Source organism: Acinetobacter sp. NIPH 542 (genome assembly GCF_000369825.1).
GTDB classification, from domain to species: domain Bacteria; phylum Pseudomonadota; class Gammaproteobacteria; order Pseudomonadales; family Moraxellaceae; genus Acinetobacter; species Acinetobacter oleivorans.
Map to the genome: position 1 here is coordinate 349,270 of NZ_KB850205.1, position 16,086 is coordinate 365,355.

The 16,086-nt window shown below is 40.5% G+C and carries 15 protein-coding genes; 12 read left to right on the forward strand and 3 right to left on the reverse strand.

Annotation, left to right across the window (positions count from 1 at the left end):
* Positions 1–20: 20 nt before the first annotated feature.
* The 3 genes from eda (at position 21) to F886_RS04995 (ending at position 2,725) form a co-directional block, all read left to right on the forward strand.
* A complete protein-coding gene (eda, locus tag F886_RS04985) occupies positions 21–650 on the forward strand; it encodes a bifunctional 4-hydroxy-2-oxoglutarate aldolase/2-dehydro-3-deoxy-phosphogluconate aldolase (RefSeq protein WP_005302210.1) in 630 nt (209 codons plus the stop codon).
* Positions 651–836: 186 nt separating this feature from the next.
* Positions 837–2,195 carry a GntT/GntP/DsdX family permease gene (locus F886_RS04990; protein ID WP_005302212.1) on the forward strand — a complete coding sequence of 453 codons (1,359 nt, stop codon included), beginning with the start codon at positions 837–839 and terminating at the stop codon, positions 2,193–2,195.
* 17 nt (positions 2,196–2,212) lie between these two features.
* The gene (locus F886_RS04995; protein ID WP_005302215.1) at positions 2,213–2,725 is read left to right on the forward strand and encodes a gluconokinase; all 513 of its coding nucleotides are present in this window, start codon (positions 2,213–2,215) and stop codon (positions 2,723–2,725) included.
* 72 nt (positions 2,726–2,797) lie between these two features.
* Here the strand turns inward: F886_RS04995 and F886_RS05000 are convergent, their stop codons facing one another.
* Positions 2,798–4,063 (reverse strand): glutamate-5-semialdehyde dehydrogenase, encoded by a 1,266-nt coding sequence (locus F886_RS05000; RefSeq protein ID WP_005302218.1) that lies wholly within the window; start codon positions 4,061–4,063, stop codon positions 2,798–2,800.
* A 299-nt stretch (positions 4,064–4,362) separates the two neighbouring features.
* Here F886_RS05000 and F886_RS05005 point away from each other — a divergent pair, with 299 nt between their 5' ends.
* A complete protein-coding gene (locus F886_RS05005; protein ID WP_005302221.1) occupies positions 4,363–5,676 on the forward strand; it encodes an alpha/beta fold hydrolase in 1,314 nt (437 codons plus the stop codon).
* 55 nt (positions 5,677–5,731) lie between these two features.
* Here the strand turns inward: F886_RS05005 and F886_RS05010 are convergent, their stop codons facing one another.
* Positions 5,732–6,574 (reverse strand): class I SAM-dependent methyltransferase, encoded by an 843-nt coding sequence (locus F886_RS05010; RefSeq protein WP_005302224.1) that lies wholly within the window; start codon positions 6,572–6,574, stop codon positions 5,732–5,734.
* Between the two features lie 297 nt (positions 6,575–6,871).
* The gene (gene nagZ / locus F886_RS05015) at positions 6,872–7,891 is read right to left on the reverse strand and encodes a beta-N-acetylhexosaminidase (RefSeq protein WP_005302229.1); all 1,020 of its coding nucleotides are present in this window, start codon (positions 7,889–7,891) and stop codon (positions 6,872–6,874) included.
* Between the two features lie 192 nt (positions 7,892–8,083).
* Here nagZ and F886_RS05020 point away from each other — a divergent pair, with 192 nt between their 5' ends.
* From F886_RS05020 to F886_RS05055, 8 genes are all read left to right on the forward strand, one after another.
* Positions 8,084–10,267 carry a carboxy terminal-processing peptidase gene (locus F886_RS05020; protein WP_005302232.1) on the forward strand — a complete coding sequence of 728 codons (2,184 nt, stop codon included), beginning with the start codon at positions 8,084–8,086 and terminating at the stop codon, positions 10,265–10,267.
* Positions 10,268–10,405: 138 nt separating this feature from the next.
* A complete protein-coding gene (locus F886_RS05025) occupies positions 10,406–11,695 on the forward strand; it encodes a glycosyltransferase family 4 protein (protein ID WP_081402092.1) in 1,290 nt (429 codons plus the stop codon).
* 24 nt (positions 11,696–11,719) lie between these two features.
* Positions 11,720–12,271, forward strand: a complete 552-nt coding sequence (locus F886_RS05030) for a phosphatase PAP2 family protein (RefSeq protein WP_005302237.1) — start codon at positions 11,720–11,722, stop codon at positions 12,269–12,271.
* 99 nt (positions 12,272–12,370) lie between these two features.
* Positions 12,371–12,571 (forward strand): Fe-S cluster assembly protein IscX, encoded by a 201-nt coding sequence (iscX, locus tag F886_RS05035; protein WP_003654869.1) that lies wholly within the window; start codon positions 12,371–12,373, stop codon positions 12,569–12,571.
* A gap of 112 nt (positions 12,572–12,683) precedes the next feature.
* On the forward strand, positions 12,684–13,115 hold the full coding sequence (gene ndk, locus F886_RS05040; RefSeq protein WP_003654870.1) for a nucleoside-diphosphate kinase: 432 nt from the start codon (positions 12,684–12,686) through the stop codon (positions 13,113–13,115).
* 123 nt (positions 13,116–13,238) lie between these two features.
* Positions 13,239–14,474: a dual-specificity RNA methyltransferase RlmN gene (rlmN, locus tag F886_RS05045; protein WP_005302240.1), complete on the forward strand. Its 1,236-nt coding sequence runs from the start codon at positions 13,239–13,241 to the stop codon at positions 14,472–14,474.
* A gap of 15 nt (positions 14,475–14,489) precedes the next feature.
* Complete coding sequence (pilW, locus tag F886_RS05050; RefSeq protein WP_005302242.1) at positions 14,490–15,290, forward strand: type IV pilus biogenesis/stability protein PilW; 801 nt, start codon at positions 14,490–14,492, stop codon at positions 15,288–15,290.
* On the forward strand, positions 15,281–16,072 hold the full coding sequence (locus tag F886_RS05055) for a helix-turn-helix domain-containing protein (RefSeq protein WP_005302244.1): 792 nt from the start codon (positions 15,281–15,283) through the stop codon (positions 16,070–16,072). The genes pilW and F886_RS05055 overlap by 10 nt, the downstream gene beginning before the upstream one ends.
* Positions 16,073–16,086: the final 14 nt, after the last annotated feature.

Below are 16,086 nucleotides of genomic sequence, written 5' to 3' on the forward strand. Positions count from 1 at the left end.
GTCAAAGGAACTGAAAAATAATGATTAAAATTGAAGATATCGTCAAATTAGGCCCAGTCATTCCAGTATTGGCATTTGATTCTGCTGAGCAAGGTGAAGATGTATCACGTGCTTTACATGCTGGTGGTGTAAAAGTCCTTGAAATTACGTTGCGTACCGCTGCGGGTCTTGCTGCTATTGAGCGTGCGAGCCAATTGGCGGATGACATTGTGGTAGGTGTAGGAACGATTACCAAGCCAGAACATTGTGCTCAAGCTAAAAAAGCAGGCGCTCAATTTGGTGTTTCTCCTGGTTTGACCAAAGATCTGCATTTGGCTGCACAAGATGCTGGCTTACCTTTATTACCGGGTGTGATGACACCAAGTGATCTGATTCAGGCGATTGAGTTAGGTTATGAGATTGTGAAGTTCTTCCCAGCTCAACAGGCAGGTGGAGTTGAGATGCTAAAAGCATTTTATGGTCCATTTCCAAACTTACGTTTTTGCCCGACTGGTGGAATTACGGCAGAGTCAGCGCCAGATTTCTTAAAGCAACCAAACGTAGTGTGTGTAGGTGGTTCATGGTTAACGCCTAAAGCTGCTGTAGCTGCACAAGATTGGGCTGAAATTACTCGCTTAGCGCAAATTGCGAGTCAGTTGAGAGCACTGTAAATGTAGTCAATATTTATAAAAAATGAAGTGCATTCTATGTACTTTAAGGCTGTATTGAGGTGGCCAGTTTGTGCTGGTCACACCTAAATATAAAAATTTAGTGTCTTAACAGTAGGAATTACTGTGGTTGAAGACCTTTGTTTGGGCAGTGTGCCTAAATAGTATTATTCCAAGGAGAAGTATCACATGGAGACCGTTCAGGGTGGCATGTTGCTTATCTACACTGTAATCGCGATTATTGCATTGGTTGTCATGATCGCGAAGTTCAGAATTTATCCATTTCTTGTTCTTATTATTGTTTCACTCGGTTTGGCTTTAGCTGTTGGCATGCCAATGGGCGATATTGTTAAGTCATATGAAGCTGGTACTGGTAAAACCTTGGGCCACCTTGCGATTGTAATCGCACTGGGAACGATGCTCGGTAAAATGATGGCCGAGTCGGGTGGCGCTGAGCGAATAGCAATTACTTTAATTAAATGGTTTGGTGAGAAAAATATTCACTGGGCCATGATGTTTATTGCGCTGATTGTTGGTCTTCCCGTATTTTTCGAAGTCGGTTTCGTTCTACTCATTCCAATTGCGTTCAACATTGCTAAGCGGACTGGCAAATCTTTACTGGTTGTTGGCTTGCCAATGGTTGCTGGTTTATCGGTTGTGCATGGTTTAATTCCACCACATCCCGCGGCATTGTTGGCAGTACAAGCCTATCATGCTGATATTGGTAAAACGATTGCTTACAGCTTAATCGTCGGTGTGCCAACGGCTATTGTTGCTGGGCCATTGTATGCACTTTGGATTAATAAGTACGTCAAATTGCCTGAAAATAACCCGTTAGCAAAACAGTTTATTGAAGCAGATACAAATAGAACTCGTGATTTGCCAAGCTTTGGGATTACCTTATTTACGATTATGCTACCAGTAGTGTTGATGTTAATCGGAAGTTGGGCAGATCTTTTCTTTGCACCACAGACTTTCGCAAATGATTTACTACGTTTAATTGGTACTTCTGATATCGCATTGCTTATTGCTGTACTGGTCAGCTTTATTACTTTTGGTACGATGCAAGGCTTTAACCGTGAACAAATTGAAAAATTCTGCGGCGGATGTTTAGCTTCTATTGCCGGAATTATGTTGATTGTTGGTGCTGGTGGTGGTTTTGGTGGCATTTTACGTGACACAGGGATTTCTAATGAGATTGTGTCCACAGCCTTGAAAGCAAATTTGTCGCCGTTATTGTTGGGCTGGTTTGTTGCAGCATTGATTCGTTTGGCAACAGGTTCTGCAACGGTTGCTATGGCTACCGCTTGTAGCATTGTTGCTCCAATTGCAGCTACGGCTGGTGTTGCTGTTAGGCCAGAACTTTTAGTACTTGCTACAGGCTCAGGCTCATTGGTTTTCTCACATGTAAATGATGCGGGATTTTGGTTAATCAAAGAATATTTTGGTATGACCGTGGGGCAGACACTCAAGACTTGGTCGGTATTGGAAACGATCATTTCCGTGTTGGGTTTATCTTTCACGCTACTGCTTAGCACTATTTTATAATTAAAGGTGAGTAATCCATGATTGTGATTGCAATGGGTGTCTGTGGAACAGGTAAAACCCTGATTGGTGAATTATTATCAGAGCGTTTGGCTTGTGAATTTCTCGACGGTGATACGCTTCATTCGGCAGCAAATAAAAGTAAGATGAGCCAAGGAATTCCTTTAACTGATGATGATCGTCTGCCATGGTTACAGGCGATTCGTCAGGTGATTGAAACCAAACAAAGAGATGGTGAAACAGCTGTATTTACATGCTCATCTTTAAAACGCATGTATCGCGATATTTTAAGAGGGCAAGATCAAAATATTAAGTTCGTCTACCTCAAAGGCTCTTATGAGTTATTGGAGCAAAGACTTGCGGCAAGATCAGGTCATTTCTTTGATCCATCATTGCTACAAACCCAGCTTGATACATTAGAAGAACCAGATCTTCACGAAGCAATAACGATTGATATTGCTTTGACACCTGAGCAGATTGTTGCGCAAGTCATGCAGCAACTTGGTGTAGTTAGTGATGTCTGCCAAGAATAATCATAGAAAAGTTTAAATGATAAAAAAAACGCCTGATATTGATCAGGCGTTTTTTTTGAAGTGTTAAATCTGTTATTGGCGAATTTGACCGTCACCCAACACAATCCATTTCTGAGAAGTTAAACCTTCTAAACCAACTGGACCACGTGCATGAATTTTATCTGTAGAGATACCAATTTCTGCACCGAGGCCATATTCAAAACCATCAGCAAAACGAGTTGATGCATTGATTACAACTGAGCTTGAATCTACACGAGCTAAGAACTGACGAGCCAAAGTGTAATTTTCAGTCACGATTGCATCGGTGTGATGTGAACCATATTTGTTGATATGGTCAATTGCTTCATCAATACCGCTAACAACTTTAACAGCAAGAATTGGCCCTAGATATTCGGTATACCAATCTTCCTCTGTTGCAGGTTTTACAGATGCGCCCAAAATGCGACGTGTTTCTGGACAACCGCGAAGTTCAACTTGTTTTTCAGCATAAAGTTCAGCAATGCGTGGTAAGAAAACATCTGCAATTTTTTCATCAACGAGCAGAGTTTCCATCGCATTACAAACGCCATAACGATGTGTTTTCGCATTTAATGTAATTGGTAAAGCTTTTTGCAAATCTGCTTGTGCTTCAACAAATACATGGCAGTTACCATCAAGATGCTTAATGACTGGAATACGCGCTTCATTAGTTACACGCTCAATTAGGCTTTTGCCACCACGTGGAACGATTACATCTACATATTCCGCCATGGTAATAAGATGACCAACAGCCGCACGGTCAGAAGTGTTAATCACTTGAACTGAATCTTCAGGTAAGCCAGCAACTTTTAAGCCATGCTTAATCGCTTCAGCAATTGCTTTATTTGACTCGAGTGCTTCTGAACCACCACGTAAAATAATGGCGTTGCCCGATTTAATGGCTAAAGATGCAGCTTCAAGGGTTACGTTTGGACGTGATTCGTAAATCATCCCAACAACACCTAAAGGCACACGCATTTTACCAATTTGAATGCCTGTGGGGCGATATGCAAGATCCGTAATTTCCCCAATTGGATCGACAAGAGCAATCACATCTTTTAGACCTTGCAACATTCCTTTAAAACGTGCGGGCGTAAGTTCAAGACGATCAAGCAATGCGCTGTCGAGCTGATTGCTACGACCTTTATCCATGTCGATTTGATTTGCTGCCAAAATTGCTGCCTGATTATTTTCTAAAGCAGTATAAATAGCAGAGAGTGCATGGTTTTTTAGTGAGGTAGAAGCACTTGTAAGGACACGAGAGGCCTGACGTGCTTGTTGCCCGACTGTTTGCATATATTGTTCAATTGAATCTTGCATAGCATTTTTTAATCATTTACCAATGAGTAAGATAGTAGCAGTCAAATGCGGAACAATGAATGGCTTTTTTTGAAAAATGTGACCGCCATAAAAAAACATTTAAATATTTTGCAAACTATTAGCGACTTAAACAAGATGAGTGGTCATTTGAGCGATTGCGTATATTTCACACAATTGTTTAGAATGTTATTGTGCAATACAAACTAATACAAATTTTAAAGTTTTGTGCATAAAAGATTACGTGTTCAAGAAGGAACTCTTGCAGCATAAAAAAATTACAGCAAGGAGGAAGCAAGGATATGAATTCCATTATTCAAATGGATTCGGAGATCAACCAAGCTTATGCCGGTTTTGGCTTTTTCGATATCTACCATAGAGATAGTTTTAAACAACCTGCTCGTACCACATGGATTGACGGCTGGAAAATTGAATATATGGCGATTGCCGACCCAAAAACGATTCACAATACGCCAATTGTGATTGTGGGCGGAGCTTTCCAGAATTTTAATTCTTATAAATATTGTGTTGAACAATTGTTTGAAAGTGGTCCGGTCATATTAATTGATTTACCTTCTATGGGCGCAAATCAGCAAATTACCAATCGGGACACAGGAGTATCAGCAGGTACTTTAGAGCTACCTGATTTGTCTAAAATGTTGGGACGCTGGTTAGATATTGTTGGACTACAAAAAGTTTCTGTAATGGGAATGTCTTTGGGGTCAGTGATTGCTTCTTGTTTTGCTTATTATCGTCCAGAATTAATGAATCGCATGATTTTGATGGGAGTTATGCAAAAGACCCGAAAAAGTTGGCGAATGATTTTGGAAGAGTCGCTCAAGCTCATGCAAGAAAACCGCATGGAAGAGTTTGGGCAAGCTGTAATTTTATATTTAGTTAATCATGCAAAATTAGATAAAACCCGCATGTCACCAACAGCTAAAAAATTATTTTTTAGGCAAATGGCTGAGTTTACGGGTACAGAGCGAGAACGTTATGAAATTAACTGTAATCGTCTTTTACGTTTAACTGATGTACCCATTCCAGAGTGTAAAACGCTGGTTGCAGCAGGGCAGTACGATAGTTTTACTCTGCCTCATGAAAATGCGAACTTTGCTTTGCAATGCCCAGATATGGAATTTGCCCTTATTGCAAATGCGGACCATGTGCCACAGTTGCAGCGTCGTAAAGAAACCATGAGTTTGTTCACTTCATTTTTAAAAGGTGAATCTATCCAAAATTTGGATGGCATTATTCCTATGACACGTGAACAAATGCAAAACATGGAACGCCGTGGTGAAGAGCGAGTCCGAGTTTTGCAGCCCAAAACTCAACTTACTCACCGAGAGTTTGATGTGCAGGTACCTGTAACGATTGTTGATGTCACTTTCTTCGGTATGTATTTAAAAATGGATGATGTTTCGCAGCTTGATTTTGTGAATGATCATCCACGTGATTTGGCACTACATTTAGAAGATGAAGAGGGTAGCTTTGCAATTGAGTGCTTAATTTTTGAAAGTACAGAGCAAGGTATTCGAGCTTTATTTAAACATGGTAGTTTCGAACTTGCTGATCGTTTAAGCCGTTTTATTGCTCGTCAAAAACAAGCAGCTTAATAATATAGTTATAGATGGAAGCTCGTTGATGTCGAGCTTCCATTTTTTATATTGGTTATTTTATTTGCGCGTGAATAGTCCAGACCAAGTCACCTAAATGTTGCTCATGACTATCTTGAGAAGCTTGTCCAAAGAAAATTTGTGGTTGTTCCACGCTAACTTGATCGAACTCTGTATCTTTAAAAAAGTCTTCAACTTCTTTGGGACTTTTGAAGTGAAAACTAAACGAGCTTCGAGACATTAATTTCAATAATTTACTACTATTCCAGATGATGCTGGCAAGTTTGTTTTTAACTGGTTCAGGGTAGAGGTCCGTTAAATAATGAAAATTTTTAAAAGAAGCGCCATAGTGAGCAATCGATTGAATCAGCTGTTTTAATAAATCTTTATCAAAGTAATTAATTAAACCTTCACTAATCACAACCAGTGGGCGGTTCGTGTCAAATACTTCAAATGCTTGTGCAAAAGCTTCTGTAAATAAATCAACTGATAAAACTTCAGGTGCATTTTTTTCAATTTGCTGTAACGCATTTTGTTTGGTTTGTGCCATATCAGGTAAATCAAGCTCCCGATAGGTAATCGAAGGATAATGCTGTCTAAACCACCAGCCACGTGGAGATAAGCCACATGCTATTTCTAGAACTTGTAAATCAGGACTTTCTTGAATGAGTTGTTCTAAGTGATGATCAAGCATGGTGTGGCGTTGTTTGAGCGTCGTGCGCATGCTACCGCCCACATATTTCTCTGCCCAAGACTCTATCGGATGAACCAAATATGCTAATGATTTGCCTTTGGCTGTAGCAAGTGCTTCATGAGAAATTCCCATTTGATACCAGATATAGCCCGTATAGTGGGCTGTAAAAGAGATATGGCGGTGTTTTGAAAGTTGTTGTGTCATTCGTCCTGAGCTCGATTTATTGTTTTTCTGTGATCTTCATTGCCTAAGCACTATAAGATCTTGAATTGAAATTACGTAATTTAAGTTGATTAATACATCACGACGGAGTTTTACTATTTTAAATGTTTCATATCGAGATTAACCTTCGGTTCGACCTACTTTTGTTTTGGCAAAAGTAGGCAAAACCATTGTCATCTGCAAAACCTGTTAGATGTATCCATCTGTCTTATATATTGTAAATACAATACTTATTAAGGACTACGCAGGTTGCAGATGACGCTTCTACGTATTCATAATTTAGATCGAATTTTTAAACTCTTCAATGGCTGTTTTGACAGTTTGCCAGTGCTCGCCAAGCGATAAGGTTTCACCAATCTGAATTTGTGGAATTTGACCACGCATGCGTTCAAGGCGTTCTTGATTTGGTAGCTCTAGATTTGCAATACCTTCAAGTGCTGTACATGCTGCACTACGGTCGTTACATACCAGTCCCATATCACAACCAGCCGTTAAAGCAGCTTGAATACGTGCATCTGCGCCACCTGCTACACATGCAGCTTGCATGCTTAAGTCATCAGAGAAAAGTACGCCATCAAACTTCAAACGGTTGCGTAGAACTTCTTGAATCCAGAACGGTGAAAAACCTGCTGGATTTGGGTCGATCTGATCATAAATCACATGTGCTGGCATGAGTGCATCAAGCTGTGGCATAAGCTTAATGAAGCTTTGCATGTCATGGTTATAAATTTCGTCATAGCTGCGGCTGTCAATTGCGGCTGCAACATGAGAGTCTGCTTTTACTGAACCGTGGCCCGGGAAGTGTTTGCCCGTATTTGCCATTCCAGCTTTTTTCATACCTTGCATAAACGCGCCAGCAAGTGGTGCGATATCCTCAATATTTTTAGAGAAACCACGATCACCGATCACATCACTAATTGCATTGAGGTCTAAAACGGGTGCAAAACTAAAATCGATACCTACAGCCAAGACTTCGGTTGCCATTAACCAGCCGCACTGTTCAGCTAGTTCAAGTGCTTTTTGAGGTTGAGTAATATAGAGTTCACCGAAACGACCCATGGCCGGTAATAAGGTAAAACCGGATCTTAGGCGCTGAACTCGACCACCTTCTTGGTCGACAGCAATTAAAATATCTGGACGAATTTGACGCATATGGTCCGTTAATGCACGGACTTGTTGTGGAGATTCAATATTTCGTGCAAATAAAATCATGCCACCGACTTGCGGAGCGCGTAATAGTTCAATATCTTCTTGAGTAAGTTCTGTGCCGGCGATGTCCAGCATCAATGCGCCAATCATATTGGTTCCATTTGAATTTTGATTGAAAAACAATAAGCGAATTTTGCAATGTTTTGCTACATTTTGTCAGTACAGAATATGATAAAACTACACGGTATAAACAATTTAGTTGGTTAAGATTTTGAATCTGCTTAGTTCATATCGAAAACAGAGCGTGTAAGATAGGAACACCCAAGGAAGTATTAAAAATTTATGAAACTTCAAACTATAGCTTGTGCAGTAGCGATCGCGACTGGCGGTTTATTCTTCACTCATACGATGAATGAAGCGAGAGCAGCAACCAATACTGCTGTGGTTTCTCAATCGATCCAGCCAACGCAAGAACAGGCTTTGGTGGCTCGCCAACTGGCAACTTTAGTTGATCGCCAACATTATTTGAATATGCGTCTGGATGCGACGACATCAAATCGTATTCTCGATATGTATTTAGATAGTCTTGATCCGGATCACTCACTATTTTTAGACGCTGAAGTTCAAAATTATAAAAAACTATATGGTTCAAATTTTGGTGCTTCTTTAAAAGCGGGGAATTTGACTGGACCGTTTGCCATTCACCAGCAATATCGTGAACGCTTAAAACAATTTTATGAGTTCATGTTAGCTGAGCTGAAACAGCAGCAAAATTTAAAACAGCCAAATAGCTATATTGAAGTAGATCGCGAAAAAGCACCGTATTTTAAAACGTCTGCTGAGCAACAAAATCACTGGCGTAAAATGTTGGTTTCACAGTTAATCAATTTAACGATTAGCCGTGAAGAAGAGCAGGCGAAACAAAAAGCGCTTAAAGAAAATCCTTCACTTGCTGATGGTCAAGATTTAACTGGCCCAGAAGATTTAACACCAGCTCAGACCTTAACTAAACGTTATACGCGTCAGCTTGAAAGAATTAGTCGTGTGAAAAGCGATGATGTGTTGGATAAAACATTGAACGCCATGTTGGCGACTTATGATCCACACAGTAACTATTACCCGCCAATCGATGCGATAGAATTGAATCGCCAAACCACCTTGCAGCTTGAAGGTATTGGTGTATCGATTCGTCCAGAGCGTGGAAATGAAGATTACACCAAGATTGAAACCATTGTAGAAGGTGGTCCTGCAAGTAAGTCTGGTCAAGTGAAATCAGGAGATCGAATCGTTGGTGTCGCCCAAGAAGGCGAGAAAATGATTGATGTGGTTGGTTGGACAAGTTCTGAAATTGTTGGACTCATTCGTGGTAAGCGCGGAACTAAAGTTACGTTAAAACTTCTTGGTGCTGGCGCATCAATGAGTCAAGCACGTAATGTGACCTTAGTGCGTGATGTGATTCAAGAAGAAGATGCTGGTGTTCGTTCACGTACAGTTGAAGTTAACCGCGATGGTAAAAAGCATCTGTTAGGCGTGATTGAAATTCCATCATTCTATTTTGACTATCGTTCACGTCGTGCGGGTCAACAATACCGTTCAGTTTCTGAAGATACTGCCAATGCTTTTGAAGCGTTAAAAGCGAAGAAAGTAGAAGGTATTATTATCGACTTGCGTAATGACCCAGGTGGTTCATTAGAAGAAGTTGCACGTATGCTGGGTCAAGTGATTAAGTCAGGTCCAGTGGTTCAAATCCGTGATGGCAATGGCAACGTTAGTGTTTTTGAAGACAACGACGGTGGTCAGCAAGTTTACACAGGTCCACTCGCTGTAATGGTGAACTTGGCATCTGCATCTGCAAGTGAGATTTACTCTGCTGCAATCCAAGACTATGAGCGCGGTATTATTATTGGTAGTACAACGACTGGTAAGGGTACAGCTCAGGTGCAACTTGATACTCTGGCATACGGTCAAGCGACTTTAACTCAGCGTAAGTTCTACCGTATTACAGGTGGTAGTACACAAAATAAAGGTGTAGTGCCAGACATTAAACTCGTCGATATCTATAACGAAGAGTTTGGTGAGCGTAAATCGAAGAATGCGTTGAAGTGGGACACAATTCCTACAGCACCATTTAAACGTGAAGGCTCTGTTCAACCTTATGTGGCAAAGTTGTCTCAATTCTCTGAACAACGTGTTGCTAATGATGCCCAGTTTAAATATCTAAATAAACGTACCGCGATTGCCAAAGTTACGAGTGATCAGAAACAAGTGGTGCTTGATATTGATAAACGCCGTGCAGAATTACTTGGTTTAGAGAAACAAACTTTAGATGCAGAAAATGAACGCCGTGCTGCAACTGGTCAAAAGCCTTTTGCAAACTGGGAAAGCTATCAGGCTTCATTAGATGCTCTAGCTGAATCTCGCGCTAAAATGAAAGCATCTCAACGCCCTGCATTACCAGAAGAAGAAACTTTTGTGACTGAAGCTGCAAATGTACTCATGGACTATGCAAAATTGCAAAACCGCTAAGTATTACTAGGTCTTAAGAGAAAAGCATGCTGTTATCAGTGTGCTTTTTTTATTTTTCATGTCAGTAAACTGTCACGCATTTATCATCAAAATGTCAAAAAAACTGCTTAATCTTTAAGCATGAAAATAAATACATTGATGGATGGCGCTATGCAAAGCTCATACGCGACAGCACTATTAAAACAACAGCAACTTCCTGAAAGCTTCCAATTCTTTTTTAAACAAAAGCAGCAGCTATCTAATACGCATTCATTGCATGATTTGGTGCGCCCACGTTTAAAAATTGCGATTGTGACGGAAACTTGGCCACCTGAAATTAATGGTGTGGCACTTTCATTATTACAACTATGCCAAGGTTTACAAAAACAGGGGCATAAGATTTTACTGATTCGTCCAGAGCAAAAGGCAAAATGCCATGACTTTACGCCGGAGCAAGAATGTCTGGTGATGTCGCAGGCGATTCCCAAATATCCGACTTTGCAATTTGGTTGGCCACAATATTTAAAAGTATCGAAAGCTTTTGAAAAGTTTGTACCTGATGTGGTTCATATTGTGACTGAAGGGCCATTAGGTTTAACTGCAATGCAAGCTGCCAAGGCAAAAGCTATTCCAGTTTCTAGCGGCTTTCATTCACCGTTTCAAGATTTTAGTCGATTCTTCGATTTGGCTTTTTTAGTTAAACCGATTCAAAAATACCTGTGCTGGTTTCATAACAATACTCAAGTGACTTGTGTGCCAAGTAAAGATACACAAGAATCATTACGCGGTTTTGGCATTACTTGCCCGCTGGTTGTGGTTGGACGTGGTGTAGACACAACGAGATTTACACCAAAGCATCGCTCTGAAAATTTGCGAAAGCAATGGGATGCCGATGAGAATACTCGCGTTATGCTTTATGTGGGGCGTTTGTCGCCAGAAAAAGAAGTGCAAGTGCTCATTGATAGTTATGCCAACTTACAAACTGTTCAGCCCCACAAAACGAAATTGGTTATTGTGGGAGATGGCCCGGATTTTGCTCGTTTAAAGTCATTACCTGAAGCGAAGGATGTTATCTTTACTGGAAGTTTGAGAGGTCAGGATTTGGCGGCTGCCTATGCGAGTGCCGATGTATTCGTATTTGCGAGTCAAGTTGAAACGTTTGGTAACGTAGTTTTAGAGGCGATGGCAAGCGGTTTGCCAGTTATCGCGTATGATTATGCATGTGCACATCAATATTTAACCCATGGTGTGAATGGCTGGTTAAGCCCACTTGGACAAAAAAGCCACTTTATACAACAAATTTATCAGCTTCCTTCAGTACAACAACTTAGAGAAATGGGCATACAAGCCTGTCATAAAGTACAGCAAAGCGGTTGGCAACTTCCGGTTCAGCAATTGGAGCAGGCATTTTATCAGGTAGTGAAGGAGCCCTCGGTGGACTTCACCTAAGTATCCTAAAATAGGAGAATGACCATGAAATTTAAGAATGCAAAAATAAAAATACTCGATTTAGATTTAAGAGGCTGTTTATACCTTAACAATTTCTCTCACTCACAGCGTGTTGCCCTTTTCTTCAAAATCATCAGTCGTGTGGGTGACGGTCCATTTTGGTATCTAATGCTGGCAATCGTGTGGGGGATGCAAGGCATCACCTATAGCTTGCAAATCATCTACTTGTTATTAGGTGGTTCTGTTGGCACGGCAATCTATAAATTTTTAAAACATAAGACAACACGACCTCGTCCTTATCAAGTGCATCAGGTGATTGTGCTTGGTGAAAGACCACTTGATCATTTTAGCTTTCCATCGGGTCATACACTTCATGCAGTGATGGTGACAATTGTGTTGGGTTATATCCAGCCCGCTTTGCTTGCGGCGATGTTTCCTTTCATGGTGCTTGTAGCATTGTCTCGTATGGTCCTTGGTCTTCATTATCCAAGTGATGTGATTGTCGGTGCGCTTATTGGCGCGGCGGTCGCGGGTATGATTATCTTTATGGCTCCACTATTGAATATCGCTTTATAAGTATCGGTAATTTTTATCAGCTTAAGCTATCGATTAGGTTTGTGGATTTGCTAAAGTACACAGTTCGTGATTTAGCAGATTAAACAGATAGGAGCCGCTATGGGCTTACGTTGGACAGATACGATTGATATTGCCATTGAATTGTCAGAAGCACATCCAGAAGTTGATCCGCAATGGATTCGTTTTACCGATTTACATGCATGGGTGTGCGCATTACCAGACTTCAATGATGACCCAAATAAATCGACAGAAGGATTGCTAGAAGGGATTCAAATGGCCTGGATAGACGAAGTTCGCTAAAAACAGTAGAAAAATCGCAACTTTTACACATTCAAAGCTGATTATTGCCTATGACATCGGTATAATGCGGCAAATTTTTCAATGTTTAAATTTTAAAATAAAGGAGCCACTCATGGCTATTGAACGTACTTTGTCTATCGTAAAACCTGATGCAGTGTCTAAAAACCACATCGGTGATATTTTTGCTCGTTTTGAAAAAGCGGGTTTAAAAATTGTTGCGACTAAAATGAAACACCTTTCTCAAGCTGATGCTGAAGGTTTCTATGCTGAGCATAAAGAACGTGGTTTCTTTGGTGACTTAGTTGCATTCATGACTTCTGGTCCAGTTGTAGTATCTGTTCTTGAAGGCGAAAATGCAGTTCTTGCACACCGTGAAATCTTAGGCGCTACAAACCCTAAAGAAGCTGCTCCTGGCACTATCCGTGCTGACTTTGCTGTAAGCATCGACGAAAACGCTGCTCACGGTTCTGACTCAGTTGCTTCTGCAGAGCGTGAAATTGCTTACTTCTTTGCTGACAACGAGATCTGCCCACGCACTCGTTAATCGAAAGCATTCAAACCAGATAAGTGGTATACTACTTATCTGGTTTTTTTATTCTCTCAAGAGAATATTGTTTGATTCTTGAACAATATCTTCAGTTTTTTGACATGGTTTAGGTAAATACACATGAGTTCTGCAGAGGTCGTTTCATCTGAAAATCTTGATGGACAGCAGCAATCTTCGTCCAAGCTGGTAATTCCTGCTGCCGAAAATAAAGTGAATTTACTCGGCATGTCTCGTACTGAATTAGAAAAATTCTTTGAAGATATTGGCGAGAAAAAGTTTCGTGCCGGTCAGGTCATGAAATGGATACATCAATACTTCATTACTGATTTTGCTGAAATGACCAATATTTCAGGGAAATTGCGTGCGAAGCTTGAACAGATTTGTGAAATCAAAGCTCCTGAAGTGGTTCACCGTCACTATTCAAAAGATGGTACACGTAAGTGGGTTTTTCGTGTGGGTGATGGTGCAGGTTCTTTAGTTGAAACTGTATTAATTCCTGCCGAAGATAAAACAGGCTTGCGTAAGACTTTGTGTATTTCGTCACAAGTTGGTTGTGCATTAGACTGCTCATTTTGTTCAACAGGCAAACAAGGTTTTCAACGTGATTTAACGCCAGATGAAATCATTGGACAACTTTGGATGGCAAACTATTCTTATATGGAAGAAGTGCCTGTTGCTGAGCGCGAGCGTTCAGTGACTAATGTCGTGATGATGGGTATGGGTGAACCATTGCTCAACTATGATGCCGTATTAAGCTCAATGCAGATTATGCTTGATGACTTTGCTTATGGCATGTCTAAGCGTCGTGTGACTTTATCAACATCAGGTGTTGTACCTAAAATTGATCAACTTGCAAAAGACATTGATGTTGCTTTAGCAATTTCTTTACATGCACCAAACGATGAATTACGTAATGAATTAGTGCCAATTAATAAAAAATATCCATTGGCTCAGTTGATTGCAGCATGTCAGCGTTATATTGCCAAAGATGGTAATGAAAGTACGCGTAAACATGTGACTATTGAATATGTGATGTTAGAGGGTGTAAATGATCAGCCTGAACATGCACAGCAAATGATTAAATTATTAAAAAACCTACCAAGTAAAATTAATTTAATTCCATTTAACCCGTTCCCGCATGCACCATATGGTCGCTCAAGCCGAAATAGAATTATCTCGTTCCAAAAAACTTTGTCTGATGCTGGATTTGTGTGTACGATTCGTCAAACACGTGGTGATGATATTGATGCTGCATGTGGACAGTTAGTTGGTCAAGTTGCCGATAGAACTCGTCGTGCTGAACAGTGGCAGAAGAAAGTCACACAGCGTCAAGAGATTTTGCGTACACAGGGATAAAATTGAGGGCAGGCTTTGAGTACTCCAAAGTTAAAAACGGTATTATGGATGGGGATTGCAGTTGCATTTCTGGTAAGTGGTTGCCAGACAACGCATGTGCAAAAGAAAGACCCAGAAAAAGCGGTAAAAGTGCGTACACAACTTGCTGCTGAACATATCCGTTCGGGTGACTTGGATTCAGCAAAGCGAGCTCTTGATCAAGCTTTAAGTGTAGATAGCCGCGATGCGACGGCAAACATGATGATGGGCATTTTACTACAGCAAGAAGGTAGTAAGCCGAACTTAGAAAAAGCAGAACATTACTTTAAACGAGCAATTTCATCTGAACCAGATAATGCTCAAGCACATAATAACTATGGTACTTATTTATACCAAATGGAACGCTATAATGATGCGATCGAGCAATTTCGTATTGCTGGTACAACATTAGGTTATGACCAACGCTATCAGGCGTTAGAAAATCTAGGGCGTATTTATTTAAAATTGGGTGATGTTGCGAATGCTGAAAAAACATTCAAACAAGCACTCCTTGCTAACCGTGACTCTTATATTTCAATGTTAGAGTTAGCGGAAATTTTTTATTTGCAGCAGCAGATTCCGGCTGCTACACAAATGTATGAGCAATATGTTCATACAGTGGGGCAGAAAAATCAGGGTGCAAGAGCACTTTGGATTGGTGTAAGAGTGGCTCGAGCCAATGCGGATAAAATGGGAATGCAAGTGTTAGTAAACCAGTTACGTGCTTTGTTCCCGGAAAGTCCAGAATATCAACGTTATTTGCAATTACAGTATAGTACTGAGGCCGTATGGAAATAAATCCTAATTCACAGCAGCCAACTGGCTCAAGCTTACCGACTTCTGCTTTAGGAAATATTCAACGTCCTGGTGAGTATTTACGTCAAATTCGAGTTGCTCAGAATAAAGAGTTAGGGCAAGTTTCTTCAGATTTAAACATGCCGGTTAAGACTCTAACTGCTTTAGAGCAAGATGATTACAAGTCATTGCCAGAAGCAACTTTTATTAAGGGTTATTACCGTTCATATGCAAAATATTTAAATACAGATGCGACGGCAATTATTCAGCGCTTTGATGAAATTTATGCAAATGATACCGGGCTTTTACCAAACCATGCCTTAAACAACTCACCGATTAAAATCATGGGTAAACTCCCTGGTTCTAATAGTGACCGTAATAAGAAATGGTTGAAGCGTGCACTTCTTGCAATCGTGGTTATTGCTGTTGTGTCATTGATTGTCATGGGTATTCAAAAATGGACTTCTAAGAAAGAAGATGCGGATTTACCTAAAGTAAATCAATCTAGTGTTGAAGTTTTACCTATGAAAGGAAATGCCACCTCAACAGTGGGTGATCAATTGGTGCTAAACTTTAACCGTCCAACGTCTGTTCATATTGTTGATGCAACAGGTAAAGTTTTGGCGACAGGCCGTCAGTCATCAACTTTAAACTTAAATGGCGAGTCTCCATTTCAGATTCGTCTTGATGATGCAACTGCGGTGTCATTAAGTTTAAACCAAGAACAGATTTCATTGTCTCCATATACGGTAAACGGTAAAGCTGAATTCCGTTTATCCCGCTAATACCATGAGTTGAG

Excerpts from the sequence above, each read along its gene's own strand:
- eda (WP_005302210.1), top strand. The coding sequence starts at position 21 with ATGATTAAAATTGAAGATATCGTCAAATTAGGCCCAGTCATTCCAGTA.
- F886_RS04990 (WP_005302212.1), top strand. The coding sequence starts at position 837 with ATGGAGACCGTTCAGGGTGGCATGTTGCTTATCTACACTGTAATCGCG.
- F886_RS04995 (WP_005302215.1), top strand. The coding sequence starts at position 2,213 with ATGATTGTGATTGCAATGGGTGTCTGTGGAACAGGTAAAACCCTGATT.
- F886_RS05000 (WP_005302218.1), bottom strand. The coding sequence starts at position 4,063 with ATGCAAGATTCAATTGAACAATATATGCAAACAGTCGGGCAACAAGCA.
- F886_RS05005 (WP_005302221.1), top strand. The coding sequence starts at position 4,363 with ATGAATTCCATTATTCAAATGGATTCGGAGATCAACCAAGCTTATGCC.
- F886_RS05010 (WP_005302224.1), bottom strand. The coding sequence starts at position 6,574 with ATGACACAACAACTTTCAAAACACCGCCATATCTCTTTTACAGCCCAC.
- nagZ (WP_005302229.1), bottom strand. The coding sequence starts at position 7,891 with ATGATTGGCGCATTGATGCTGGACATCGCCGGCACAGAACTTACTCAA.
- F886_RS05020 (WP_005302232.1), top strand. The coding sequence starts at position 8,084 with ATGAAACTTCAAACTATAGCTTGTGCAGTAGCGATCGCGACTGGCGGT.
- F886_RS05025 (WP_081402092.1), top strand. The coding sequence starts at position 10,406 with ATGGATGGCGCTATGCAAAGCTCATACGCGACAGCACTATTAAAACAA.
- F886_RS05030 (WP_005302237.1), top strand. The coding sequence starts at position 11,720 with ATGAAATTTAAGAATGCAAAAATAAAAATACTCGATTTAGATTTAAGA.
- iscX (WP_003654869.1), top strand. The coding sequence starts at position 12,371 with ATGGGCTTACGTTGGACAGATACGATTGATATTGCCATTGAATTGTCA.
- ndk (WP_003654870.1), top strand. The coding sequence starts at position 12,684 with ATGGCTATTGAACGTACTTTGTCTATCGTAAAACCTGATGCAGTGTCT.
- rlmN (WP_005302240.1), top strand. The coding sequence starts at position 13,239 with ATGAGTTCTGCAGAGGTCGTTTCATCTGAAAATCTTGATGGACAGCAG.
- F886_RS05055 (WP_005302244.1), top strand. The coding sequence starts at position 15,281 with ATGGAAATAAATCCTAATTCACAGCAGCCAACTGGCTCAAGCTTACCG.